27 protein-coding genes are annotated in these 24271 nt (G+C 51.8%); 9 read left to right on the top strand and 18 right to left on the bottom strand.

Annotated features, from left to right (window positions below; all coding sequences use genetic code 11):
- Positions 1-108: 108 nt before the first annotated feature.
- The 3 genes from BN54_RS06200 to BN54_RS06190 form a co-directional block, all read right to left on the bottom strand.
- Positions 109-1095, bottom strand: coding sequence for a LacI family DNA-binding transcriptional regulator (locus BN54_RS06200; RefSeq protein ID WP_019206306.1), 987 nt, complete (start codon positions 1093-1095; stop codon positions 109-111).
- A gap of 49 nt (positions 1096-1144) precedes the next feature.
- Positions 1145-2596 (bottom strand): UDP-glucose--hexose-1-phosphate uridylyltransferase, encoded by a 1452-nt coding sequence (locus tag BN54_RS06195; RefSeq protein WP_019206305.1) that lies wholly within the window; start codon positions 2594-2596, stop codon positions 1145-1147.
- 121 nt (positions 2597-2717) lie between these two features.
- Positions 2718-3884 (bottom strand): galactokinase, encoded by a 1167-nt coding sequence (locus BN54_RS06190; RefSeq protein ID WP_019206304.1) that lies wholly within the window; start codon positions 3882-3884, stop codon positions 2718-2720.
- Positions 3885-4056: 172 nt separating this feature from the next.
- Here BN54_RS06190 and BN54_RS06185 point away from each other — a divergent pair, with 172 nt between their 5' ends.
- From BN54_RS06185 to BN54_RS06175, 3 genes are all read left to right on the top strand, one after another.
- On the top strand, positions 4057-5004 hold the full coding sequence (locus tag BN54_RS06185; RefSeq protein ID WP_019206303.1) for an SGNH/GDSL hydrolase family protein: 948 nt from the start codon (positions 4057-4059) through the stop codon (positions 5002-5004).
- Between the two features lie 71 nt (positions 5005-5075).
- Entirely contained in the window at positions 5076-5582 is a 507-nt protein-coding gene (locus tag BN54_RS06180; RefSeq protein WP_040469998.1) for a YbhB/YbcL family Raf kinase inhibitor-like protein, read from the top strand.
- Positions 5583-5599: 17 nt separating this feature from the next.
- The gene (locus BN54_RS06175) at positions 5600-5824 is read left to right on the top strand and encodes a hypothetical protein (RefSeq protein ID WP_019206301.1); all 225 of its coding nucleotides are present in this window, start codon (positions 5600-5602) and stop codon (positions 5822-5824) included.
- A gap of 38 nt (positions 5825-5862) precedes the next feature.
- On the opposite strand, the gene BN54_RS06170 is transcribed toward BN54_RS06175, so the two are convergent.
- The 4 genes from BN54_RS06170 to BN54_RS06155 form a co-directional block, all read right to left on the bottom strand.
- On the bottom strand, positions 5863-6597 hold the full coding sequence (locus BN54_RS06170) for an amino acid ABC transporter ATP-binding protein (protein ID WP_019206300.1): 735 nt from the start codon (positions 6595-6597) through the stop codon (positions 5863-5865).
- A gap of 3 nt (positions 6598-6600) precedes the next feature.
- The gene (locus BN54_RS06165) at positions 6601-7296 is read right to left on the bottom strand and encodes an amino acid ABC transporter permease (protein WP_019206299.1); all 696 of its coding nucleotides are present in this window, start codon (positions 7294-7296) and stop codon (positions 6601-6603) included.
- 77 nt (positions 7297-7373) lie between these two features.
- Positions 7374-8171 carry a transporter substrate-binding domain-containing protein gene (locus BN54_RS06160; protein WP_019206298.1) on the bottom strand — a complete coding sequence of 266 codons (798 nt, stop codon included), beginning with the start codon at positions 8169-8171 and terminating at the stop codon, positions 7374-7376.
- A 98-nt stretch (positions 8172-8269) separates the two neighbouring features.
- A complete protein-coding gene (locus BN54_RS06155) occupies positions 8270-8593 on the bottom strand; it encodes a hypothetical protein (protein WP_019206297.1) in 324 nt (107 codons plus the stop codon).
- 84 nt (positions 8594-8677) lie between these two features.
- Here BN54_RS06155 and greA point away from each other — a divergent pair, with 84 nt between their 5' ends.
- Positions 8678-9175: a transcription elongation factor GreA gene (gene greA / locus BN54_RS06150; RefSeq protein ID WP_019206296.1), complete on the top strand. Its 498-nt coding sequence runs from the start codon at positions 8678-8680 to the stop codon at positions 9173-9175.
- A gap of 210 nt (positions 9176-9385) precedes the next feature.
- Positions 9386-10138 (top strand): nicotinamide riboside transporter PnuC, encoded by a 753-nt coding sequence (gene pnuC, locus BN54_RS06145; protein ID WP_019206295.1) that lies wholly within the window; start codon positions 9386-9388, stop codon positions 10136-10138.
- 69 nt (positions 10139-10207) lie between these two features.
- Here pnuC and BN54_RS06140 read toward each other — a convergent pair whose 3' ends face one another.
- The 6 genes from BN54_RS06140 to BN54_RS06120 all read right to left on the bottom strand — a co-directional run bounded on the left by BN54_RS06140 (position 10208) and on the right by BN54_RS06120 (position 15404).
- Complete coding sequence (locus BN54_RS06140; RefSeq protein WP_019206294.1) at positions 10208-10729, bottom strand: O-acetyl-ADP-ribose deacetylase; 522 nt, start codon at positions 10727-10729, stop codon at positions 10208-10210.
- 5 nt (positions 10730-10734) lie between these two features.
- Positions 10735-12630: a M13 family metallopeptidase gene (locus BN54_RS06135; protein ID WP_019206293.1), complete on the bottom strand. Its 1896-nt coding sequence runs from the start codon at positions 12628-12630 to the stop codon at positions 10735-10737.
- 122 nt (positions 12631-12752) lie between these two features.
- Positions 12753-14063 (bottom strand): NCS2 family permease, encoded by a 1311-nt coding sequence (locus BN54_RS06130; protein WP_019206292.1) that lies wholly within the window; start codon positions 14061-14063, stop codon positions 12753-12755.
- 161 nt (positions 14064-14224) lie between these two features.
- Positions 14225-14398 (bottom strand): hypothetical protein, encoded by a 174-nt coding sequence (locus BN54_RS10315; protein ID WP_019206291.1) that lies wholly within the window; start codon positions 14396-14398, stop codon positions 14225-14227.
- Complete coding sequence (locus BN54_RS06125; protein WP_019206290.1) at positions 14398-15081, bottom strand: NAD(P)H-dependent oxidoreductase; 684 nt, start codon at positions 15079-15081, stop codon at positions 14398-14400. The genes BN54_RS10315 and BN54_RS06125 overlap by 1 nt, the downstream gene beginning before the upstream one ends.
- On the bottom strand, positions 15078-15404 hold the full coding sequence (locus tag BN54_RS06120; protein ID WP_019206289.1) for a DUF7671 family protein: 327 nt from the start codon (positions 15402-15404) through the stop codon (positions 15078-15080). The genes BN54_RS06125 and BN54_RS06120 overlap by 4 nt, the downstream gene beginning before the upstream one ends.
- 134 nt (positions 15405-15538) lie before the next feature.
- On the opposite strand from BN54_RS06120, the gene BN54_RS06115 reads away from it, so the two are divergent.
- Positions 15539-16174: an NAD(P)H-hydrate epimerase gene (locus BN54_RS06115; protein ID WP_155818327.1), complete on the top strand. Its 636-nt coding sequence runs from the start codon at positions 15539-15541 to the stop codon at positions 16172-16174.
- 56 nt (positions 16175-16230) lie between these two features.
- Here BN54_RS06115 and efp read toward each other — a convergent pair whose 3' ends face one another.
- Both efp and BN54_RS06105 read right to left on the bottom strand, forming a co-directional pair.
- Positions 16231-16788 carry an elongation factor P gene (gene efp, locus BN54_RS06110; protein ID WP_019206287.1) on the bottom strand — a complete coding sequence of 186 codons (558 nt, stop codon included), beginning with the start codon at positions 16786-16788 and terminating at the stop codon, positions 16231-16233.
- A gap of 126 nt (positions 16789-16914) precedes the next feature.
- The gene (locus BN54_RS06105) at positions 16915-17535 is read right to left on the bottom strand and encodes an LVIS_2131 family protein (protein ID WP_019206286.1); all 621 of its coding nucleotides are present in this window, start codon (positions 17533-17535) and stop codon (positions 16915-16917) included.
- 153 nt (positions 17536-17688) lie between these two features.
- On the opposite strand from BN54_RS06105, the gene BN54_RS06100 reads away from it, so the two are divergent.
- Entirely contained in the window at positions 17689-17877 is a 189-nt protein-coding gene (locus tag BN54_RS06100; RefSeq protein WP_019206285.1) for an LBP_cg2779 family protein, read from the top strand.
- 53 nt (positions 17878-17930) lie between these two features.
- Here BN54_RS06100 and BN54_RS06095 read toward each other — a convergent pair whose 3' ends face one another.
- Positions 17931-18881, bottom strand: a complete 951-nt coding sequence (locus tag BN54_RS06095) for a LacI family DNA-binding transcriptional regulator (RefSeq protein WP_019206284.1) — start codon at positions 18879-18881, stop codon at positions 17931-17933.
- Positions 18882-19278: 397 nt separating this feature from the next.
- On the opposite strand from BN54_RS06095, the gene BN54_RS06090 reads away from it, so the two are divergent.
- Together BN54_RS06090 and BN54_RS06085 are read left to right on the top strand one after the other, a co-directional pair.
- Complete coding sequence (locus BN54_RS06090; protein WP_019206283.1) at positions 19279-21252, top strand: LysM peptidoglycan-binding domain-containing protein; 1974 nt, start codon at positions 19279-19281, stop codon at positions 21250-21252.
- Positions 21253-21335: 83 nt separating this feature from the next.
- On the top strand, positions 21336-21638 hold the full coding sequence (locus tag BN54_RS06085) for an ArsR/SmtB family transcription factor (protein ID WP_019206282.1): 303 nt from the start codon (positions 21336-21338) through the stop codon (positions 21636-21638).
- A 55-nt stretch (positions 21639-21693) separates the two neighbouring features.
- On the opposite strand, the gene BN54_RS06080 is transcribed toward BN54_RS06085, so the two are convergent.
- Together BN54_RS06080 and BN54_RS06075 are read right to left on the bottom strand one after the other, a co-directional pair.
- On the bottom strand, positions 21694-22152 hold the full coding sequence (locus BN54_RS06080) for an arginine repressor (protein WP_019206281.1): 459 nt from the start codon (positions 22150-22152) through the stop codon (positions 21694-21696).
- Positions 22153-22245: 93 nt separating this feature from the next.
- A complete protein-coding gene (locus BN54_RS06075; RefSeq protein ID WP_019206280.1) occupies positions 22246-24219 on the bottom strand; it encodes an ABC transporter ATP-binding protein/permease in 1974 nt (657 codons plus the stop codon).
- Positions 24220-24271: the final 52 nt, after the last annotated feature.

The raw sequence follows: 24271 nt of genomic DNA, 5'->3' as shown, positions 1-24271 counted from the left end.
AAACAGCAGGTAATCAGATCAGTGGTTACCTGCTGTTTTTACATCTTCCAATAAATAAAGGGGGGTGGGAAGCAAACCAGCATTTGCTTCCCACCCCCTACTTCTTAACTATAACTTAGCGCTTTGCCGTTGGGTTAACAAGGTGCCCACCACAACCCGCTGCGGGGCCAAATTCGCCACCGTCAGGCGTTGCTGCAACAAGGCGACCCCCATTGCGGCCATTTGTTCCGTTGGCACCCGGATCGCCGTCAGCGGCGGGTACAAGTAGCGCGCCATGCTGGTATCATTGAAGCTGATAATCGCCATTTCCGCTGGCACAGCCACCCCAGCTTCGTGCAGGGCCCGCAACGCCCCCGCCGCCATCACGTCATTAGCAATCAAAACGGCTTGCGGCCGTTTAGCGACCGGCAAGGCTAGTAAAGCTTGCATTTGCGCGTAGCCACTCTTTTCAGAATAATCGCCGACTTTCAGCCAAGCGGGGACAAATTGCGCCCCCATCGCCGCTTGAAAGGCACTGGCCCGCGGGTCAGCAACTGGGCGCCCATCAGTGGTTGATTCCTGGCCCGCAATCATCCCGACCCGCCGGTATTTGGCCAACAAGGCCTGGGTGGCCTGGGTAATCCCACCTTCAAAATCCGGGACGACACAATCGTAACCTTGGGCTAAGACGTCACCGTCAATCACCACCAGCTCCCGACTAACCGCGCTGAGTTGTTTGAGTTGGGCGGGACTATACTTGCCAATGGCAATAATCCCCGCTGCATCCTTGGGGACTTGGGCCAGGTTATTGGCAAAGACCGTTTCGGTTACCAAGCCCGCCGCCTGGGCTTCTTTTTCCACGTTGATCCGAATGTTCAGGTAGTACAAGTCGGTCAGCTCTTGCAGCTCCGGATACCACTGCACGATCACAATCTTATGCCGGGCGGCCGTATCACGACGACGACGCTTGGTATAGGACAGTTCTTCGGCAATTGTCAGGATTTTTTTCCTGGTCTCATCGCTCACTGCTAACTGCGGATCATCATTGAGGACCCGCGAAACCGTTGCTAACGAGACTCCCGCTCGCTTTGCAATGTCCCTTAACGTTACTGCCATCCGTCTTGCACCTCCCCAAAAAGTTTAACGTTCTTATTGTCTTACAAGACTACAAGTTTTGCAAGAACCGCCGCCAGCCGGCTTCCCCCGCTGGATCATTCTTGAAGACCCCCGCATCCGCTAAGACATCGCTAAAGACTTGTGCGACTTCTTCGTGCAGGACCTGATCGACATTTTCCGCCGTAATTGCGCGTCGTGCGGCCACTTCCTTGGCCCACGGCAAATGAGCAGCGGCAATTTGGTTCGGGGCGTTCAGCCAGAATTGCTTCACTTCGTGCAATTCGTCCTTCAGCCGGGCTGGTAAGATGGCCCGCCCCATCACTTCAATCAAGCCAATGTTTTCTTTCTTGATGTGCCAAAGTTTCTGGTGGGGGTGGAAGATCCCCAGTGGGTACTGGTCGGTCGTATTATTATCACGTAAGACCAAGTCTAAGACATACTCAGCGCCTTCCCGGTGCATGATTGGCGTTACGGTGTGATGACGCGTACCCGCCGCATCAACGGCTTGAATTTGCAAGCTGGCGTCATCATAGTGGTTCCAAACGGCCATAATGTGCGTCCCAAGTTGAATCAACTGATTGGTGTCTTCACTGCGCAAGCGAATGTCGCTCATTGGCCAATCCACGACCCCCGCCTGAACCGCTGGATAGGCCGGGAAATCAAGTTCCTGCTTGATTTTTGCCTTCATCATTGGGAAAACGTGGCGGCCGCCTTGGTAGTGTTCGTGGGCCAACATTGAGCCCCCCACAATTGGCAAATCGGCGTTGCTGCCCACAAAATAGTGGGGGAACTGCCGCTCAATTTCCACCAGGTTGATCAAGGTCTGCTGATCAATTTTCATCGGTTCATGCTTGGTGTCTAAGAAAATACAGTGTTCATTAAAGTACGCGTATGGTGAATATTGCATCCCCCATGAATGGCCGCCAACGTTTAGCCGGATAATCCGGTGATTGCTCCGGGCCGCCTGCCCCAAACGACCTAAGTAGCCTTCATTTTCTAAACACAACGCGCATTGCGGGTATTTTTTCGCCGTATCATGGGCGGCCGCCGCAATTGCCTTCGGGTCCTTTTCCGGTTTGGACAGGTTGATCGTAATTTCCAGCTCGTTGCCGTCGGCCACCGTTTCCGTAAAGGCCACGTTCTTTTGAATCGCGTCAACTTTGACGTAATCATTGCTGGTACATAACTGGTAGAACCAATCAGTGGCCGCCGCTGGCGCGACCGTGTGCTTTTGCCAAAAAGCGTGGTTGACCGCACTCGGGGTCGGGGTCATCAGGTCATAGAGCTGATCATTCAAGATTTCCCGGGCCGTTTGCCCGGCTTCAATCTTGCCCCGTTGAACCGCTAATTCGACCAGCTGCGGCACCAGCTTACCGGCTTTAACGGGTACATCTTCATCCCCGACCAGGGCCCGAATCTTATTTTCAACATAAACTTGGTCTAAGGGTTCAAAGGCCCCGGCTTCAATTGTCGCTTGTGCATATGCTTTAATTACACCCATGATACTTCCCTCTCTTATTCAGTTTGCGCCTTAAGCTAAAATGGCGCCCTAACCGCCAGCGGCGCTAAGGCGTCATCTATTTGCATGCAATTTCTTAATTTACCAATGGCCGTTAGTCATTTTACAGCTTGTGTGGCCCATCCACGATTTCAGCATCGTAGAAGCTAGCAGCATAGCCCACCTTGGCTTCGTAGATCTTGCCGACTTGTTCCTTCAAGTTTTCCGCTTGATCCTTCTTAACGATCGCGATGGCACTGCCGGCAAAGCCACCCCCGATCATCCGGGCCCCTAAAACACCTGGTTGTTGCCAAGCAGCTTCGGCTAAGGTGTCTAATTCCATCCCGGAAACTTCGTAATCAAAGTGCAGGGAAACGTGCGAAGCGTTGATTAAGCGGCCTAACTTCGCCAGGTCGCCAGCTTGCATGGCTTCGGTCGCCTTGACCGTCCGTTCATTTTCAAAGACCGCGTGCCGCGCCCGCCGCAGTAAAACATCATCGTTGATGAGGTAGGAGTATTCGTCAAAGGTTTCGGCATCCAATTCCCCCAGGGTTTGGATGTCGAGCTTTTGTTGCAGCCGCTTAACGGCTTCTTGACATTGAGCCACCCGTTCGTTGTAGGCTGAACCAGCCAGGGAGTGCTTCTTATTGGTACTCATGATCACGATTTCGTAATCACCCAGTTCCAATGGCATGTACTTGTATTCCAGGGTGTTGCAGTCTAAGAAGATGGCATTGTCCTTCTTCCCCATCCCCACGGCAAACTGGTCCATGATCCCGGAATTCAAGCCCACAAAGTCATTTTCCGTCTTTTGACCCAACTTAACCAGGTCCACTTGGTCAAGTGTCAGGTTAAATTCTTCCTTTAAGACTTCCCCCATCAGCATTTCAATCGAAGCCGACGAAGATAACCCGGCCCCGTACGGCAGATTCCCGTGTACCAAGAGGTTAAAACCATGATCAATTTGGTGTCCCGCTTGCTTTAAGTAAACCAACATCCCCTTGAAGTAGTTGGCCCATTGCTTGTCGTCATCAGTTTCTGGTTGGTCGTCATCAAGCTTGAAGCTGACTACTTTGCCATCCATGTTCAACGAAGCCAAGTGCACTTCGTCGTCATCCCGGGGTCCGTAGGCCGCAAAAGTGCCCAAACTGATGGCACACGGGAAGACCCGGCCCCCGTTATAATCAGTGTGTTCCCCGATTACATTGATCCGACCGGGGGAGAAAAAGACATCCTGTCCCGCCGTGTGAAAGGTTGCTTCATAGCTTTGCAGCAGTTCTTCCTTCTTCATGACATAACCTCCAAAAATCTCCTGGTGAGTTTTAATAAAACTTTACTAAAATTAATGGTACACTGCTTTCTTCGCCCGGTCAAGGTAGCGCTTACATTTTTTGGAAAAATTTCGCGTCACCCATTGCCGGACCGGTCTTTTCGATATAATAAAGGAAAGGAAGGTAAACATTATGCAAATCATTTCCCCCACTAAGTTGATGACCGCCACCAGCCCCGGCAGCCGGTGGCAACTGCAAGCGGGGTGCTTAACCACCCCTTTGCTGGGCCAAACGCTGACCTTTACGCTTTCCGCTAGTCCCTTTCTGATTATCCGTGCCCCCAATCGGGCCCATCCGCATAGTCCAGCGCAATCCTGGGCCGTGCGGATCAACCACGGGCCGTGGCAACGGTTTGTAGCTGGGGCGCCCGTCACTTTCGCCCTGCCAGCTGTAGCGCACGTCACGTTAATGACCGCCGGCAACTGTGATTTAGACCAAGTCTGGGCTGGCCACCAAGGCTTTGCCTTGCAAGCCCTGGCTTGTGCTGACCACGCTCAATGGTCACCCCAGCCCCCGGCCCCGGTCGCAACCATCATCGGCGATTCAATTACCGCCGGCTGTTGGGTGGCCGGAAAACACGCCAGCGCTGATTACCGGGCCGAAAGCAACTATGTCGGAGTGGCCAGCGACTTATTGCACCAACCGCTCAACCGGATTGCTTATTCGGCCGCTGGGTTTGTCCGTCCCGGGGCCGGGGGCGTCCCACCAGCTTTAGCGTGGCTTACGCAAACCGACGCGACGCACTTGGCGCCCGCGATTCAGACCCCGTGGCTGATTGTGGCCCTCGGGGTTAACGACCGTCGCTACCCGCGCCGCCAAGTCCAACAAGCCATGGCAACTTACTTCCGGCAACTTGCCACCGTTACCACGAGCCAGATTGCGCTGATGATTCCCTTTGCCCAAACTTGGGCCCCCGAACTCCGCGCTTTTGGGCAACAATTCCACTGGCCGGTAATCGAAACGGCAGCCTGGACCGCTAGCACGATTGATGGTCTGCACCCTGACCAAGCCGGTTCCCTGACTTTAGGGCACCATTTTGCTCACGCCTTACAGCGGTTGGCACAAGTCTCTGCTGACTAACTACCAGAAATTTCCGGCAACTTATAATCAAACGCGTATAATAAACTTTAGAAAGGGTGTGAGAAAATGAAATTACAGTCCCTCTAACGGATGGCTTTTTACCCGCCCGCTTTACCAAGCACGCTGACGCAACCGATTTTTTGGCAGGAGTTCCGGTCCGCTCATTTCCGATTACAATCACTGAGGCGCCAACCGCTACCCAAGCGTTTACCCTCAGCTTAATCGATTTTGATGCCACGCCCGTCTGCGCTTTTCCTTGGGTCCACTGGTTAGCGGCCAACCTGCCCGCGACTTGGCTGACCATTCCGGAAACTGCCAGCCAAGAGCCGAAGTTGGCCGCCCAGTTCATCCAAGGCAAAAACAGCAATGCCAATACCTTTGCGCCCCGGCCAGCAAGGATGGCGACCGGTTATACCGGTCCGCAACCACCGGATAAAGCCCACGCCTATACTTTAACGGTGTACGCCCTCGCTGAGCAGCTGCAGTTGGCCCCAGGCTTTTGGTTAAACGACCTGCGGCGCGCCCTGCGCGGCCACGTGTTGGCCAAAGCCCAACTCGAATTACCCTGCCAAGTTTAACAGAAAGGAATGATTTGATGGATAACCGAATTTTCTTTAACCCTGGTGATTCAATCGCCAACATCAACGATTACAATGAAGCGATCCGCAAAGGCCAAATCTTCAAAAAAGAACAACACACTGACGACCTGGTTATCGCCAAGGGCCCCGGCGACGAAGAATATGCCATCTTCTACGCCAAGGATGCCCTGCCGGCCGACCACCACACCTCTCAACCTTATGATGTCCAACAAAAGCTCTAAAAAAACGGCGCGAAACTCGCGCCGTTTTAATTTGCTCGTTAAAATTTCATTGCATCCAAGAAGGCGGCAATTCGTTCCGTTGGCCGGTTAAAGAAGGCCGCGCTGGTACCGGCAAACTCAACTCGCCCATCTTCGACAAAGACGATTTGATCCGCAACCCGCCGGGCAAATTCCATGTTGTGAGTTACCACAATCATTGAATTTTGCCGCTTGGCCAAATCCTGCAAGACCCGCAGGACTTGGGCTTCCAGCTCAGGGTCTAAGGCACTGGTTGGTTCATCAAATAAGATGTAGTACGGATCCATCGCCAAGGCCCGGCAAATCGAAATCCGCTGTTGTTGCCCCCCGGACAACTGCCCCGGGTAACGGTGTGCCGTCTCGGCCAAGCCTACTTGCTCTAAGAGCGCCAAAGCCCGCTTTTCGGCCGTCGCGGGCTCTTGCTTGAGCACATGAATAGGCCCCGCCGTAATATTTTTTAAGATGGTCAGGTGCGGAAACAAGTTCCAACTTTGAAAGACCATCGCCGTTTTCCGTCGTACGGCCAATACTTCTTTGTTGCTCAGTGGATGCGCAAAATCAACGGTTAAATCCCCGATCGTCATCTGACCCTGTTGGGGCCGTTCCAAAAGGTTGATTGCCCGCAGCAAGGTTGATTTGCCCGCCCCCGACGGTCCCAAGATCACCGTGGTTTGGTGCTCAGGAAATTCGACCGAAACGTCAGCTAACGCATGGTGTTCCTTGTATTGCTTATCAACGTGCGTTAATTTTATCATTCCTTATTCCCCCTCGGCCACAACATAGCGTGACATCCGCTTTTCCAAGGCGTGCTGTAAAATCGTTAAAATGGTACAAAAGACTGCGTAGACGGCCGCAACAATCGAATACATCAGCAAGGGCTGGTAATTATGCGAGGCAATCTGCTGACTGACCATAAACATTTCTAGAATCGTAATCGAGCTGGCCAATGAGGTATCCTTCACCAGGCCAATGAAGGAATTTGACAGGGGTGGCAACGCTACCCGCAGGGCCTGCGGAAAAATCACCAAAAAGAGCACTTGGTGGTAAGTCATCCCTAAGGAATAGGCCGCTTCCCATTGGCTGGTCGGCAAGGAGCTGATCGCCCCCCGAATGGTTTCTGAAGCATAGGCCCCGGTATTCAAGGAAAAGGTAATAATCCCGGCCGTCCAGGCGTCAAATTGGATCCCCAGGTTGGGCAACCCAAAGAAAACAATGAAGAGCTGCACCAACAATGGTGTCGAGCGAAACAGCCACACATAGAAGGTAAACACCGCCCGCCCGAGGTACCAGAGGGCCTTGACCACCTGGTTACCCCGGGGCGTGGACGTCCGGACCAAGGCGGTGATTGCCGCGATTACCAACCCGATCGCAAACGAGATCACCGCAATCGGGATCGTGTATTTAAGCCCCGCCCAGACAATTTCGGGCGTGGCCGTTCGAATAATTTCCCACATAATAATTCCTTTCTCGTTGTTTAAATTGCCAAAAAGGCCGCAACAAAGGCTCACCCTTGCTACGGCCTGGTCTTTGACTACGGCTTGGTAATGTCACCATCAAAGTACTTCTCGGACAAACGGGTCAACGTCCCATCCTTGCGTAATTCTGCCAAGGCCTTGTTAACCTTCTTTTGCAGCCCCGCATTATTCTTGCCCATTAAGATTCCAATTGGTTGTTCCTTAATCTTGCTGGTTGGAATTTCTTGGTACTTCAAATCCGAAGCGCCGGTTGACTTTTGGTAGTACAAAAAGGCTTCCTTCGAATTCATGGCTGCGGCCACCCGTCCTTCCCGCACCAGGCTCATCGCCGTGGCAAAGTCGGTCGAAGAGACGTTTTGACCACCAAATTTTTTCACATTATCCGCGTTGGCCGTTCCCGTTGCCGCCGCAATCTTTTGGCCCTTAATGTCGCCAACTTGCTTAATTGCTTGGTCATCCTTTTTCATAATCAAGGCTGACTTCGAGTAAATGTATGGATCCGAGAAGCGGTAAGCCTTCTTCCGTTCCGGGGTCATCGCAATATCGTTGATGGCCAAATCAAACTTCTTGGCCCCAACCCCGGCAATCAAAGAGTCCCACTTGGTTGGCACAAACTTAACCTTGTAGCCCATCTTCTTCGCCAATTGTTGGGCGAGTTCAACTTCAAACCCAGTCAGCTTACCGTTTTGGCGGTAAGAGTAAGGGGCATAGGTTCCTTCCAACCCCACGGTCAAGGTCCCTTTGCTTACCAACTGCGGTTGAGTCGAACTGGCTTGCTTACCACACGCTGCCAAACCACAGACCATTAAAATCCCTGCCGCAGCGAGTCCCAAGCGTTTCATCAACTTTTTCATTGGTAAATCCTCCTTACTGTTTTGCCAACATACTTACAAACAATAAGTAGTTTACCGAACTCCCTGGGCCCCGTCAAGACAAAACCCCGGAAAAGTCCTTACCGGCCCCGCACAATTTGGCCCACGGCCGCTAAGAGTTTGTCAATCACGGCATCGGCATCGGCCTGAAAGTCACTGACCCAGTCGACTTCCGGCGTCACGCGACCTTCTTCTTGGCCCATAAAGTCATATACGACTAAGGCGGAGCCTTCTAATTTAACGTCATCATAATGACCTTCCAAAGCTTCATCCATAAAGGACTGCAAAATTTCCGTGACCGCCGTTTCAATTACCATCCGTTGGGTTAAATGTTCCCCGCGTACTTGCGCCCGCGCGATCTTCATCGCGACTTCTTCCATGTTTTCTGGAATTTCAATACTCATCGCTAAAAATCCCCTTCTTTGAACTTGTTTTCCGTTGCTAATCTTACCATAATGGCAACAAAAAGCACGAAAGGAACCTTACTGATGACCAAAATTTACTTTCAAAAAATGACCCCGGCTGGCTATGCCGCCTTGGAAGAACAGATTGCTACCCTGAAAGCCAAGCGGCCGACCCTGGTCGCGCGCCTCAAAGCCGCCCGCGCCCTGGGGGACCTGTCGGAAAATACGGAATACAGCAGTGCCAAACGGGATTTGCGACATTTAGACAGCCGCTTGCGGTACCTCGACAAACAGCTGAAATACGCCCAAATCGTCACCCCGCGCACCGACGGGGCAATTGACCTGGGCAATTGGGTGACCCTCGAATTTTTGGATGATCATTTTCAAGTCACTTACCAATTGGTGGGCCGCCAAGAAGCCGATTTACACCAGCAAAAACTAGCCTTTGACTCGCCCCTCGGTCAAGCGCTCAGTCACCACCAAGCGGGCGAAGTCGTCATCGTCACGGCCCCCGCCGGCACCTACCAGGTTAAAATCCTTAACGTCCGATCAACTGCCGCGGCGGGGTTCGGGGCTGATTAATTTTTTCTTGCACAAACCGGAACGGGTTTCATTGGGCTGGCTCCCCGAATCTAATAGACACATCACCTGATTGGCGTCTAATTAACTGCTTGTCTTTCGCGTTGAAGATGCTATACTAATTCTCGTTGTATTTTCCTAGATCTTGTGGCCTTTAACCACAAAATAGCGCGCTGACCACCAGATCTTGGGTTTAAGAGAGGAATTATCATCATGAAGAATTACTGGCATTTTTTACGCCATCAGTTACAAGGGTGGCCCCAACAAAACTACTACCTGTTCTTTTTTAGCTTGGGCTGTCAACTCATGACGCTCGTTAATGCACCGCTTACCTGGCTCACTTTGATTACTTTTATCGGAACTAATTTAGGGGTGCTATGCGTGCTCGCTATTAATGCCACCAAATCCGTTAACGGTTGGTTAGGCCTTTTATCAGCTCTTTGTTTTGCCATTGCTGGCTTCCATGCCAAGAACTATCTGAGTATTTTTGAGCAGCTGGCCTACGTAATCACCTTAGATATTCCAGTTTTACTGTCCAGCAATTGGAATCTCAACTTAGCCGCTAAGATCCGCCGCTTTACTTGGCGGAGTTGGTGCGTTGCCTTAGTCGCTACGGCGGCTGTCTACGTGCTTTCCGGCACCCTGATTGCCCGGTGGACTGATGATCCCCGGCCATGGATTGATGCCATCAGTTTTTCCATCAGCCTCTCCGCCGGGGTTATCTGCTTCTTGCGGTACAATAATCAGTACTTCTGGTGGCTGGCTTCGGGGATCGCACAATTGGTCCTTTGGTTCATTTCCTTCCGCCAGGGTTCGGCCACCTTGGCCATGGCCATCAACAGTTCGATTTACGTCCTTAACGACCTGCTGGCCTTTACCATTTCACCTTGGTACAACGAACAAGAACGCCAACGCGTCAGCGCCCAGGAAGTCGCCTATGCCCAAGCGATGGGCGTGAAAATTTAACATGTTTCATGTGAAACACTAGAGTGGGGAGCGAAAATGGCATTTTCGCTCCCCACTCTGGTTTGATCATCAATTGTTACCTAGCGCTACTTGCGCCGCCCGTTGGTAAGCGTGATACGTCTGCTCATCAAAGCACACCAGCCGGACCTCCCGCAGTTGGGGCCACTGGGCTAATGCCGTCTTAATGGTCGCAATGGCCACTTGGGCGGCTTTAGCCACCGGATAGGCATAAACCCCCGTGCTGATCGAAGGAAATGCCACCGTTTGACAACCGTGGGCCACTGCTAACCGCAGGCTGTTACGATATGAGTTAGCCAACAACTGCGCCTCGTTGTGCTGACCCCCTTGCCAGACGGGACCCGGGGTATGAATAATATACCGGGCGGGCAAGGCAAACCCTGGGGTCAAACGGGCCTCACCGGTTGGACAGCCGTGCAGGCGGGCACAGGCCACGTCCAAGGCTGGCCCCGCGGCCCGATGAATCGCCCCATCAACGCCGCCCCCACCCATTAGCGTTGTATTCGCCGCATTCACAATCGTATCAACTCGTTCCAGCGTTATATCACCTTGTTTAATAATTAACCGCCCCATCATGCTCACCAAATATTTACGCGTTGGTCAGGGGCCAGGTACATCGGATCGCCAGGTTGGACCCCAAACGCCTGGTAAAAGTCCGCCAGGTTTTGCACTTGAACGTTCGCCCGTAATTTTTGCGGCGCATGCACATCGATTGCCAGTAGCAATTGTTGATACTCCTTGCGCGCCTTGGTACGCCAAACCCGGGCCCAATTAATGAAGAAGGCCTGGGCATCAAAATCAGCTTCGGTCTTCGCGGCACTAAGCGCGCAGCTCAAACCGCCGGCATCCGCAATGTTTTCTGACACCGTGAGTTTCCCGTTAACTGTTTGACCAGCAAACGGCAAGCCATCAAATTCATCAATCATCCGTTGGGCCAGTTGCTTGAAGTGCGCGGCATCCTCAGCCGTCCACCAATTGCTCAAGTTCCCGTATTCATCAAACAACGCCCCGTTATTATCGAAGGCATGTGAGATTTCATGGGCAATCACCGCCCCAATGCCACCGTAATTTTGGCTGCTGGATTGGGTCAGACTATAGAACGGCGCTTGTAAAACTGCCGCGGGAAAAACAATGATATTCTTGAAGGGATGGAAGTAAGCATTGACCGTCGCCGGACTCATTTCCCACCGCAACCGATCCACGGGCTGATTGAAACGGGCAAACAGGTCTTGGCGTTGCTCTTTTGTCAACGCCAGGACATTAGCCAGCAAGGTTTGGTGCGGATCCACTTGCAACTGGTCGTACAGGGCGGGAATCTGGTCTGGATAGCCCACTTGTACCCCCAGGTGATCCAGCTTGGTGATTGCCTTTTGCCGCGTCGCTGGACTCAACCAATCGTTGGCTTGCAGCCGGGCCTTGTAGACGGCGATCATTTGGTGCACCATGTGTTCCACATCGGCCTTCGCTTGCGCCCCAAAATAGCGCTGCGCATAGTAGCCGCCCACAACCTGACTAAAGTAGCCGTTCGTCAGGTAATAGGCCGATTTGGCCTGACTGATCGGGGCTTGACTCCCCGACAGAGCCCGACCGTATTCCCCCGCTAAAATCCGGCATTCATCCGTGAGAAAGCTCGCTTCACCCAAGACCCGGTTCACCAACAACCAAGCTTTAAATTCGGCAAAGTGATCCCGCAGCAGCCCGTCTAAGACGGCATAGTATTCTGGTTCCGTCACAATGACTTGCGTTGGGGTTTGACCAAGCAAAGCAGTAATCCACGCTTGCAGATCCAGCTGGGTAGTGTGGCCAACAAATTCCGCCAATGATTGGGGATTGTACATCTTGCTGTAGTCCGCGGCTTCTTCACGGCTCTTTACATGGGGCGCAATTCGCGCATCAAAGGCGATGGTTTGTTCTACCAGCCGCTGTTGGTCAGCAGCGGAGTAGCCCAGCTTCGCCAACAACTTGGTGGTCATCTGCCGCCAAACCGCCAGCAATTGTGGCCCCTGTTCATTTGTTGAGTCGTAGTAAGTCTTATCCGGTAAAATCAAGCCGGGAGCCCCGGCAAACAAAGCGTTGACCTGAGCATTTTTCATGTCAGCGTCTACGTCAAAGGCGACGGGGAGAGCTTCCCCGCTTAAGGTCCACGCTACCAAGTGGGGTTGCACATCAGCATACGAATTCAGGGCCTCAATCTCGGCCAGCCGCGCTTGCAAGGGGGCCACCCCTTCTTGCTCCCGGCGCGCAAAATCCTTCGCCAACGCATACAATTGGACCGCTTGTTGCAATTTTGCATCCGTTGGTGGGGTTGTCAGCATGGCATCCAAATCGGCCATTAACTGCTTTTCAATCCCATCGACCAAGTCGTTAAAGCCACCGGTCGCGGGTTTATCGGCCGGAATTTGCGCTTGTTTGACCCAATCGCCATTAACGGCTTGATATAAATCTTGCCGGACGGCTGCCACATCAATTGTCATTTCAACTTCCTCCTTGCTGTTAAAGCACTTTTCTTTTTATTATAGAAAAATTCGACTCAAAATACCAAAAAAGGACTGGTGAGAAAAGACGCTTTTCTCACCAGTCCCCTTTGCCAATCGTGTTATCCCACCGTCAAAACCCACATAAAGATAATGAAGATAAAGAACAGGGCGTACATAATCGGGTGGACCTCCCGGCCGCGCTTAGCGGCAATCATACAAATTGGATACATGATCAGCCCTAAGGCCATCCCATCAGAAATGCTGTAGGTCAGTGGCATCCCCAAAACAATCAAAAATGATGGCACGGCCACTTCTAAGTGCCCCCAATCGACGTACTTCAGCGATTGGGCCATTAAGACCCCGACAATGATCAGGGCCGGCGCCGTCACTTGGTCGGTGACCACCGTCAGCAGCGGTGAGAATAACATCCCCACCAAGAAGCAGATCCCGGTAACCACGGCCGTTAATCCTGAACGCCCCCCAACGGCAATCCCCGCTGAGGATTCAACGTAGGCCCCCACGGGCGAAGTCCCAAAAATCGACCCGGCTAACATCGCCGTCGAATCAGACATCAAGGCCTTCCCGACCCGGGGCATTTGGTTGTTGCGCATGAAACCCGCTTGTTGGGCCAAGCCAACCAACGTCCCCGCGGTATCAAAAAAGGTTACCAATAAGAAGGTCAAGACCACCACCCACATTTGCGGGGTATTGATTTCGCCAACGTGCTTAACGGCTACCCCAAAGGTGGGCGCTAAGCTCGGGGCGCCCGAAATCAACCGCGCCGGCATTTTGATCAGCCCGGTTGCCAGGCCCAAGCCGGCCGTTAAAAACATCCCAATGAAAATCGCCCCTGGTACCTTCCGGATCATCAAAATCGTCGTCACTAATAAACCAAAGATGGTCAACCAAGTCGTTGGCGTGGTAAACGAACCTAATCCCACGACCGTCGACTTATTCGCCACGACCAAGCCCCCTTGGTGCAAGCCCAAAAAGGCAATGAAAAGGCCAATCCCGCTGGAAATAGCGTACTTTAAGTCGCTGGGAATCGCATTAATGATCATTTCCCGTAACTTAAAGATCGTAATCAGCAGGAAGATTAATGACGCGACAAAGACCCCGGCCAGGGCGGTTTGCCAGTCCACCCCCATCCCAATCACCACGGAGTAGGAGAAAAAGGCATTAATCCCCAATGCCGGCGCCGTCGCAATCGGGTACCGTGCTAAAAAGCCCATCAGCAAGCAGCCCAACGCACTAGCCAGGGCGGTTGCCGTAAAGACCGCCCCCGTGTCCATCTTCGCTGCTCCCAAAACGTTCGGGTTTACAAATAAAATATACGACATGGAAATAAAGGTCGTAATCCCGGCCAAAATTTCCCGCTTAATCGTAGTATTAAGCTTATCTAACTGAAAGTAGCTGTTCAACCAAGTCACAGTTTCTCTCCCTTTCCAATTATTAACGAACAAAATCACGTTAAGTATCTTATAATATTCGCTTAACTTTGTAAAGGAAAAACGAAACTTTTTCGCTTACAATCCTCCCGTTTTTGGTCATCCGTTGGTCTCGCCAGCTAGCAGGCGGTTTTAGTTCGGCTTTACCAATTCCGTTTACTCCACGCGCGGCCATCCAATTCGGCAGCGGCCAAATCCAACCGGTGTTGTTGCTCAGCTAAGATCACCTGCAATTGGGCCAGGAGCGCCCGGTCCGCATAAGCTGGCAACGCGGCTTGTAATTCCGCTACCGTTTGGCTCACCCATTCTTCATTCATTAAAATCCCTCCGTTTCTCGCACCAAGCGCAGGTTCGCGGTTAAATCATCCAATTCGGCTTGTTGGGCCAACAGCACCGCGCGCAGCTGGGTCAATTTTTGGCGCTCCTTGGGGGCCGGCACTTGCTGGGCCAACTGGTCCAACCGCGTGGCCAGCCACTGGACGCGATCCGCAAACCGACTGGGTTGGGGCAGCGTTAGATACTGCTGGTAGGCCACCGCCAGAGCTTGGCGCTGAGCTGCTGTTTGATAGGCAAACTGACTGATCACTAACGGTGGCAGCCACCCCATCCCGGTGGCTTGGGCCAAGCCTTGCAAGGGCCGCAAATACTCATCGATCGTAAAGCCCTGCTTTTGACCGGCGCCAAATTCATCCCCGGGCCGGCCCAGGCTCACGACTACCCCTAATTCCTTCCCCGCTAAACGGGTATGATCCGGCCCGAGCAAGGCGTCGTCAAAAATTTCATCCAGCCACTGTTTCATAATCGCCGGGACGCTATACCAATACAAGGGAAACTGGAGAATAATCCGGTCGGCTTGCCATAATGCTTGCCGCTCATGTTGGGGGTCGAACGGTGCCGCTAACGGGTGCCAAAGCGCTAAATCCTGACTCAATGCCTTTAAAAAAGGCTGGGTGCTTGAGTCCGCCAAGGACGGGTGCCCCACGACGACTAACGTTTTCATTGCGGTTCCCCCCACTCGTGTTGTGCCATCGCTAAAACCGCTGGGGTCACTGCCACCGTTAAGAAGCGTTGCAAGGGCGTTTCCGTGTGGCGATCCTTAAACGCCATTGGCTCGGCCTTTAAAATCACCACCGGTAAGTTGTTTTCTGTTAGCATTAATTGTCCAATGCCCGTGAATTTCCCCTTGGTGTGCTTGCCGGTCCGCCAAGTATGGACTTTAAATTCACCACGGGGATCTAATTTTAACTGGTACGTCCCGTTAGCATCAGCTTCCACGGGGACCCCATAGAAACGTTGTACCTCATATTGATTCTTTTTGCTCATCTTGATTTACCTCATTTAATTTCGTTCGGCGATCTGCAAGCGCTTCATTCCGTGGTAAGATAAAGGTATCTTATCACTTAGGATTGACGGGCGCCACGCGAATGCCCCACCGCCCGCTTTAGGAAGGGATGAAGCTGATGACCAAAGTTGTTACTGCCAAAGAAATGCAAGCCCTTGATCGCCACACCATCGAAGAAGTCGGGATTCCGGCCCTGGTTTTAATGGAACGGGCGGCCCTGGCCGTGGCCGACCACATCTTGGCGTTGCCAAAGGAAAAACGCCACCAAGTAGTGGTGGTCGTTGGCAACGGGAATAACGGGGGCGATGGTTTAGCGGTTGCCCGCCTGCTCCACTTAGCCGGGACCCCCGTCAAGTTGCTGTTCGCCCTACCGCCAACCCAAGCCAGTGAGGCCAACCGGGTTCAACAGCACGCCTGTGCATATTACCAACTGCCGGTCACGACCGATCCTGCCGTGTTAAGCGAAGCCACCCTCATCGTCGATGCCCTCTTGGGAATCGGCATTGATCGCCCAGTTGAGGGCCACTATGCTGACTTGATCGATGCCATGAACCAAGCGGCGGCCCCGATCGTCGCCATTGACCTTCCTTCGGGAATGAACACCGATACGGGCGAAGCAATGGGAACCGCAGTTACGGCCGCCTCCACCGTCACCTTAGCCTACCTGAAAGTTGGCTTGACGACCCCGGCCGGAGAAGCACAGGCAGGGCACATCATCGTCGCCGATCACATTGGAATTTATGATCTATAAAGCAAGTAAAAAAGGGACGCTGAGTAGCGTCCCTTTTTCCTTGCTTTAAGTGGCGATTAGGCCCGGGACTTGTAAACCCCATCAGCCGTGTTAACCACGATTTGGTCCCCATTCTTGATGAAGGATGGCACGTTCACCACCAACCCAGTGTTCAGCGTGGCTGGCTTGCCCCCACCATCAATCGTGGCCCCCTTGATTTCTGGTTGCGTGTCAACCACTTCCAGGGTAACCGTCGCTGGCAATTCAATCCCAACTAATTCGCTGCCCACGAATTCCATTAAGACTTCCATGTTTTCAACCAAGTACTTCTTTTCTTCCTTGATTTGGGCTTGGTCAATTTCGTATTGTTCGTACGTTTCCAAGTCCATGAAAACTGACGTGGTCCCTTCATCGTAGAGGTATTGGGCATTGCGCTTGTCAACGTTGACTTGTTCCACCTTTTCGGATGGCCGCATCGTCGTGTGCACAATGGAACCAGAACGCAGGTCTTGAATATCCATTTGCATCAGGGTGTTCCCCTTCCCTGGCTTGTGGTGGTTAATGGCTAAGACCCGTAATAACTTACCGTCACGTTCAAAAACCATACCCTTCTTCAAATCAATCGTTTGAATCATTGTATTTCCTCCTCATTAGGCTCCCCAAGCTGACGAGCCGACGTTAATTATGCTCAGTTCCTGGCTGCTTCATCCCAACCAGGGCATTCCTTACAATTATATCATGCAATCCGTTCCTGACCAGAGTTATTGTTCTTTCAACAACCCCGGTGCGGGAATTCGCAACAGTGTGTACTGACCGGCGGGCCGGTTCACGCGCAAGCCCAAACCGTTTAAAACCGTATTCCGGTAAGTAACATCCATCGTGGCAACAAAGGCATGGGTGGTATTACGGTCTTCTTTTTGCAACCGGGCAGCTTGCCACGGATAATCCCGGGCATCCGCCGGAATTAGTTCATCCGTTGTGACCACTGTCGCATAGCGGGCACTGACCGTATTTTTGCGGGTGGCCGTGGCGTACGTATACGAAGCCACCTGGTGTTTGCCACCAGCACTCTTATTACCCAACACGTAGTAATAATCGCCCCCCGCACTGCTTAATTGCAACGGCGCATACTGGGTCGTGACTTTAACTGCCGCTTGATCACGGTAATCAACGGACCGGGCAAACGTTAAATAATACATCCCGCCAACCCAGCAAAAGGCTACCAATAAAAAGCCCACATATTTGGCCATCAGCATTTTATCTAAGCGATTCCCGGTCTTGGCAATCAGCATCAATTGGTGCACCCGAATATAGTGAATGACCCAACACAGGTATACCAAGGCCCCAAGCCAAAGCAACCAGCCTAACCAATTCCATGTCATTATTTGTCTCCATCCTTTTACCAAAGTCAGCATTCTGCCGTTATGTTAGCATTGTACCACACTTACCCTGAATTTAAGATTGGCCAATCCGAGATCAATGGGGTAAAATGATAAAAGTTATCACTTTTACGGAAATTTCCAGGAGGCCTTATAATGGACGAATCAAACAACCTGTCAATGGAAATCATTAATTTTGAAAAGGAATTTGATCTGATTGACAATCAAGTTGCCTTTGGCAGCCAACTGTCAGTTGAACGGGTCCACGATATCAAGTCCCAAGCCAGCCAAGCCACCGAAGAAGAAGCCGGCTTATTGCGCAAGTTCATGGACTCCCAACGTTAAGCCCGCTCAAAAATCAAAAGCACAGGGAACGCCGCTGCGGCCCCTGTGCTTTTTTAGTTTGGCAACGGATTGGCCAGCCGGACCGGTAATTCCTTTGAGGGCAAAGGCTTGGTGGGGTCGGCAATCCGTTTTAATAAGGTATCAATCAATTCATCTGCTAAGCTGTCAACGGGCCGGACCACCGTTGGCAAATCGGGGGCAATTTTTTGAACCAGGTGCGAGCCGTTATAGCCGGTAACAATAAAGTCCTTGCCAAAGACTTTCCCTGCTCGCTCGGCCAAGCTGCGAATCTGCAAAGCAAATTCATCATCCGGGGCCAAGACCCCGTCAAAATCACCCGGGAAAACTGCTTCGACCTGAATTTCATTGACATCCAGGGGGGTGTATTCAAAATCATGTTCATTCATGTAATCTACCACCCCTTGGACCCGGTTAATGGTCGGTGACGAAGAGGTGTCTTCATCGATTAAGACCGCCAAGTTTTGGCAACCCCAGTTCACTAAATAATCGGCCGCCAAGCGCCCACCACTGTAACTGTCTGACGTGACAATCGGAATCCCTTCTGCCAAATACCGGTCAAAAGAAACAATCGGGGCGCCCACCTGCTTGTATTCTTCAATCCCCAAATTATGCGAACCGGAAATAATCCCATCAACTTGGTTGGCCATCAGCATCCCCAAGTATTCGTGCTCAATTTGTTCATTTTCTGCGGCTGAGGCAATGATTGTTTTGTATCCCTTAGCAAACAGCCGGGACTCTAATTCATTGACCAATTCCGCGTAAAAGGGGTTGGTCAAATTAGGAAAGATGAGGCCAATAAAGTTGGACGGCTTTCCTTGCATCGCCCGGGCCAAAGCATTGGGCTGATAATTCAGCTCTTGCATCGCCTGGTGCACCTTATAAATTGTCTTTTTGCTTAGCGAACCATAGTTGTTAATTACCCGGGAGACCGTCGTGACCGACACCCCCGCCAACTTGGCTACGTCTTTTAACTTCGCTACCATTTTTTCAAACTCCACTCACCAAAAATTATTGGGAAAATCACTCAACCAACGCATGGTGGCGTTATCATTTCCAATCAATCATCAGTATACCAATCCCGTCGGCCCATTACCAGTGCTGTTTGCCTTCCTGCGTCCGGTTGCTTCCGCTTTAATCACCAACCACAAATTGACAAAATTGGCGAACTTGCCGCTTTTTTCGAAACTTATTAAGCACTTTACCTTACCGTGCCTAAGATCGCAAAAAAGGCTGGTAAAATTCGTTGACCTGAACCCGGAATCATGCTAGTTTGAAGGTGTTAGCATCCTTATGATTTTCTTAAATTTTGGGGATCACCACAACGTTTGAAATTAAAGCTATTCACACAAAAACTGGGAATATCAAGAGGGGACTAAACTTATGCAGAAAAACAATTACGAGTTAAACCACCTACACTACAAAATGTACAAAAATGGAAAAAAATGGGTCTTTGCCAGCGTCTGTGCGTTAACGCTGTTGACGGCCAGCGGGGCGGTGGCCCACGCCGATGATCAAGCAGCTGCGCCGGACCAAGCGCAAACCACAAACGCAAATGGCAGTGATGCCACCAGCCCGGCGGACCAAACCACCAGCGCAACAAGCAACGGCAGTGCCGCTGACAGCAACAGTGCGGCGGCTACCAGTGAAGCCTCATTAGCGCAAGTGGCGGCCACGGCTGATCAGGTCACTTTAACCAGTGCCAGTGAAGCAGCCAGTCAAGCCCCCCAAAGCGCTAATGAAAATGCGGCTAGTGCCACGTCCCAAGCTGCCACCAGCGTTGCTTCAGCCCCGGTTGAAGCCAGCCAGGCCAGTGTTGCCATGTACAAAGCCGCTGCGACGACAAACAACGTGGATTTAAGCACTATTACCTTCTCCAACAATGCAAAGAGCCAAGCCTTTATCCAAAGTGTGGCTCAAGGGGCAATCAACGGTTGGCATACCTACCAAGTTCTCCCGTCGGTGACGGTTGCCCAAGCCATTTTGGAAAGTGGTTGGGGATCGTCATACCTGTCAACGGCCGCCCACAACCTCTTTGGGATCAAGGGGAGCTACAACGGAAACTCGATTCGGCTCCAAACCCGGGAAGTTTACAATGGTCAAAGTGTCTACATCTATGACAATTTCCGAGCTTACGCTAACAACGATCAATCCGTTGAAGACCACGGGGCGTTCTTAAACCAAAACAGTCGTTACCACAATCTGTTGGGGGACACCAGCTACGTCAGCGTGGCCAACAAGTTACGGGCGGACGGGTACGCAACCGATCCAAACTATGCCAGTGCCTTGATTAACCTGGTCCAAACGTACGGGTTGGACCGCTTAGATTCAATTGCGCTGTCGGGGGCAACCGCCGTTAACAACAAGGGCAACGGAGCCGCCAATAACGATGCTTACAACACTAGTGACACTGGCAATGGCACCAGCACCTCGACGGGGGGTACCAGTTACTACACGGTTAAAGCGGGCGACACCTTATCCGGGATTGCCAACAACTACCAAACGACCGTGAATACCTTGGCTCGTTTGAACAACTTGGCCAACCCCAACCTGATTTACGTCGGTCAACGGCTCTTGGTCCAACAAGCTGCGACCCCAAGCCAACCGCAAACCACTACCCCATCCACCAGCACGACCACGGCTGCAACGTACACCGTTAAAGCAGGGGACACCCTGGGTCAGATTGCTGCCAACCACCAAACGAGCGTCAACCAATTGGTGCAATTAAATAAGTTGGCCAACCCCAACCTGATTTACGTCGGTCAAGTCCTGACGATCAAGCAAGCCACCTCGGCAAGTCAATCAACCACTGCCGCGCCGGCTAAGCCTGCTTCGACAGCTACTTACACCGTTAAAGCGGGGGACACCTTAAGTCAAATCGCTGCCAGCCATGGAACTTCTTACCAAAACTTGGCGAGCCTCAACCACTTGAGCAACCCTAACGAAATCTACGTTGGCCAAACTTTAAAGTTGCAAGCTACCACCAATACCTCTACCCAAACGACAACCTCGACCCCGGCCGCTTCAACTAACCAAGGGACTTACACCGTTAAGGCGGGCGATACCTTATCAGCTATTGCCGCCGCTCACGGTACCAGTTACGAAGCCCTGGCCCAAGCAAATGGGATCAGCAATCCCAACGAAATTTACGTTGGGCAAACCTTAAAGTTTACGGCTCCTACCCGGACCACGTCAGTCACAACCACGACAGCGAAACGGGGGGTATACACCGTGACCGCGGGGGATACGCTCTATGAAATTGCCCAAAAAGTCGGGGTCAACTGGCAACACTTAGCGCAGACCAATCACATCAGCCAGCCTTACACCATCTACGTCGGACAAAAATTAGCTTTCTAGCATTGAGCTGAGACGGACAACCTTAAGACAGCAGCTGTCAAATACAGCGGCTGTCTTTTCCAGTTAAGAAGGGACGACTGGCGATGAACTATCAATCATTACGGCAAGATGAGCTCGAACGGGTCAGTTCGCTCTTTAAAATTCTTGGCCACCCCAAGCGATTGCAATTGCTCTACTTACTGATGCAAAACCGGATGACCGTTTCAGAAATCAGCCAAGCCTTGGATTGGGAACAGTCGGCGGTCTCCCACCAATTGCAATTGTTGAAACAAAAAAAGCTGGTCACGGCGAGCCGGCGCGGGAAAAATATGGTTTACCAATTAACCAGCCCGCAAATTATGGCCTTAATTGCCGATGCGATTGAGGATCGCAACCTCGGTCGCTAACCACCTAATCGAAAAAGCCTGGTTTACTTCGCAGTGAGGTAAACCAGGCTTTTTGTTAGTTCATGTGATCTAAGACTAATTGATTGATGACTTGCGCTTCTTCTGGTGACTTGCTGATCGTAATTAGAGTATCATTCCCCGCCAAGGTCCCCGTAATTTCAGGCATTTGACTGTCATCAAACAAGCCCGCCAGAATCGTGGCATAATTGGAATTCGGCGTCGTTTTAATCACGTTCATAAACTGAACCATCGTAATCGACTCAACCGTATTTTCAATCGCATCATACAAGCGCTGATCGATCTTTGGGGCCGCAACCTCGAGTTGTGCATAATAAGAACGGCCATTTCCATCACTGACTTTAGCGACGTTGAGCGCATGCAGATCGCGTGAAATGGTCGCTTGGGTTGCTTCCACCCCTGCCGCTTTGAGCCGTTTTAGGAGTTCATCTTGCGTACTGATTTTTTCGGCCGCAATCAAATTTTTAATTAATTTTCGTCGTTCCTTATTTCCCATTTTCAACACCCCTTTTAGCACCCTCAATCTTATCATAATTAACATTCAGTCAAGCCGTTTACAGGGGGATTTTTGGTGAATTTTTATCCCTTTCTAATCTTCGGCTAAGGCGTCAACCGGATTGAGTTTGGCCGCGCGCCGGGCCGGCAGGACAGCGGCCAAAAAGGAGATCACAATCGCGGCTAAAAAGGCAAACACCACGTTGCCAGTTTGGATTTGAACGATCTGATATTTAATCAGGTGGGCAACCGCATGGTTGATGCCCGCCGCGGCTAACAGGGCTAAGATCAGGGCAAACAGCGCCCCAAACAGTCCAATTAACAGCGATTCCGCCGTAAACAACCGGCGAATGTCCTTTTTGCGTTCCCCCAAGGCCCGGAGAATCCCGATTTCTTTGGTCCGTTCCGAAACTGACATGTACATCGTAACAATAATCATCAGGGCTGATACTAGCAAGGAAATCCCTGCAATGGCAGCTAAGAGGTTCGCCGCTAACTTCACGTAAGTATTCACCCGCTTAAGGGCCGAGCCAATCGTAATGGCGCCGACTACCCGTTTGTTATCCGTGGTTAAGTGATTGATTTTCGTGGCAACGGCTTCCACTTGGCCCAAGTGGTGGACCTTAACCGCCAGCATATTCGGGGCGGTAAGCGCATTTTGGGCCTGCAAGGCCGCCTTAATCGTCTGCGCATTCACCAACGTGGCACTGCTGGTGCCCTCCGTAATCCCGGCTACTTTAAGCGGCACCTTGATGACCACCGGCTGGTTATTTGAATCTACCCATTGGAATTCCAACGTGACTTGCTTACCGATCAAGGCCTTGTTGGCGTGGTCGCCAAAGAGCTCGATTACATCTTGCTTTTTTAAGACCACTTCTTGTTTGCCCGGAACGTGGCCGGCTTTCAACAGATTCTTTTTATCACTCAATGACCACGTCTGCATCATCGCCCCGCTTTGTTGCTTGGCTTGGTTCGTTAACCGGTAGGTCGGCAAAATATAGTTGGCTTCCACTTTTTGGACCCCCGCCAGCTTTTTGATCCGGGCTTGGTCATGCTCACTGATCGTGGCGTCCTTCAGGTTGGCACCCATGTTTTGCACCGCCATTTGCAGCCGTTCCATCGACATCTTTTTCCCCGTTGGATTCTTTAAGACGGAAATTACCTGGGGATTGGCAACCTGATTAATCTGATTTTGCAAGTACCCGTTAACGCCATTCCCCAAACCGGCAAATAAAATTACCGCAAACAGCCCAATCCCAACGCCGAGCATAATCAAAGAATTGCGCCAAAAATTATACATTAAGTGTTTAAAGGCCGTCCGGTAACTAGCTAAAGCCGGCAGTGGACGCGCCTTCAACTGTGGCGCCGCTTGGGTGGGGTAGGCCGGCCGCAAGCGTTCATCCGCTTCAATCTGGCCATCCGCCAGCCGAACGACCCGGGTCCCGTAATCAGCGACCGCTTGGGAGTGGGTAACGGCAATCACCAATTTACCGCTTTGAGCAATTTGGTCCAAAATGCCCAGGACTTCCTTGGTGTTCTGCGCATCCAATGCCCCCGTTGGTTCGTCGGCAATGATAATTTGCGGGTCAGCCGCCAAAGCCCGCGCAATCGCCACCCGTTGCTTTTGCCCGCCTGATAATTGCCGGGGGTGTTTTTTGGCGTGGTCCGCCAACCCGACTTCATCCAATAGTTTTAAAGCCCGTTCCTTCCGTTCCGCAGCCGCGAGGGTCGTCATCTCTAAGGCGACCAACACATTATCCAACACCGTTAAATGGGGGACCAGGTTATAGGACTGGTAAATGTAGCCAACCATCGCCCGGCGGTACTCATCCATTTGTTTTTCTTTCGTATGGTCTAAGGGGGCGCCTTCCACCGTCACCGTCCCGCTAAACTTACGATCCAAGCCCCCAATAATATTCATCAACGTCGTCTTCCCGCCCCCGGATTCACCGAGAATCGAGACAAATTCTCCGCGCTCAAAGCGCAGATCAATCCCCTTTAAGACCGGGAATTCTTCTTTACCTAAATAGTAGGATTTCCGGATTGCAGCCAGTTCTAAAAAAGCCATGTGATCTCCCCTTTCCAGCTACAGCAACACTTTGCTTTTTATGGTACCGAAT

The organism is Limosilactobacillus ingluviei str. Autruche 4, assembly GCF_000312405.1.
GTDB classification, from domain to species: Bacteria; Bacillota; Bacilli; order Lactobacillales; family Lactobacillaceae; genus Limosilactobacillus; species Limosilactobacillus ingluviei.
This window is presented reverse-complemented; position numbering and strand designations above follow the sequence as displayed.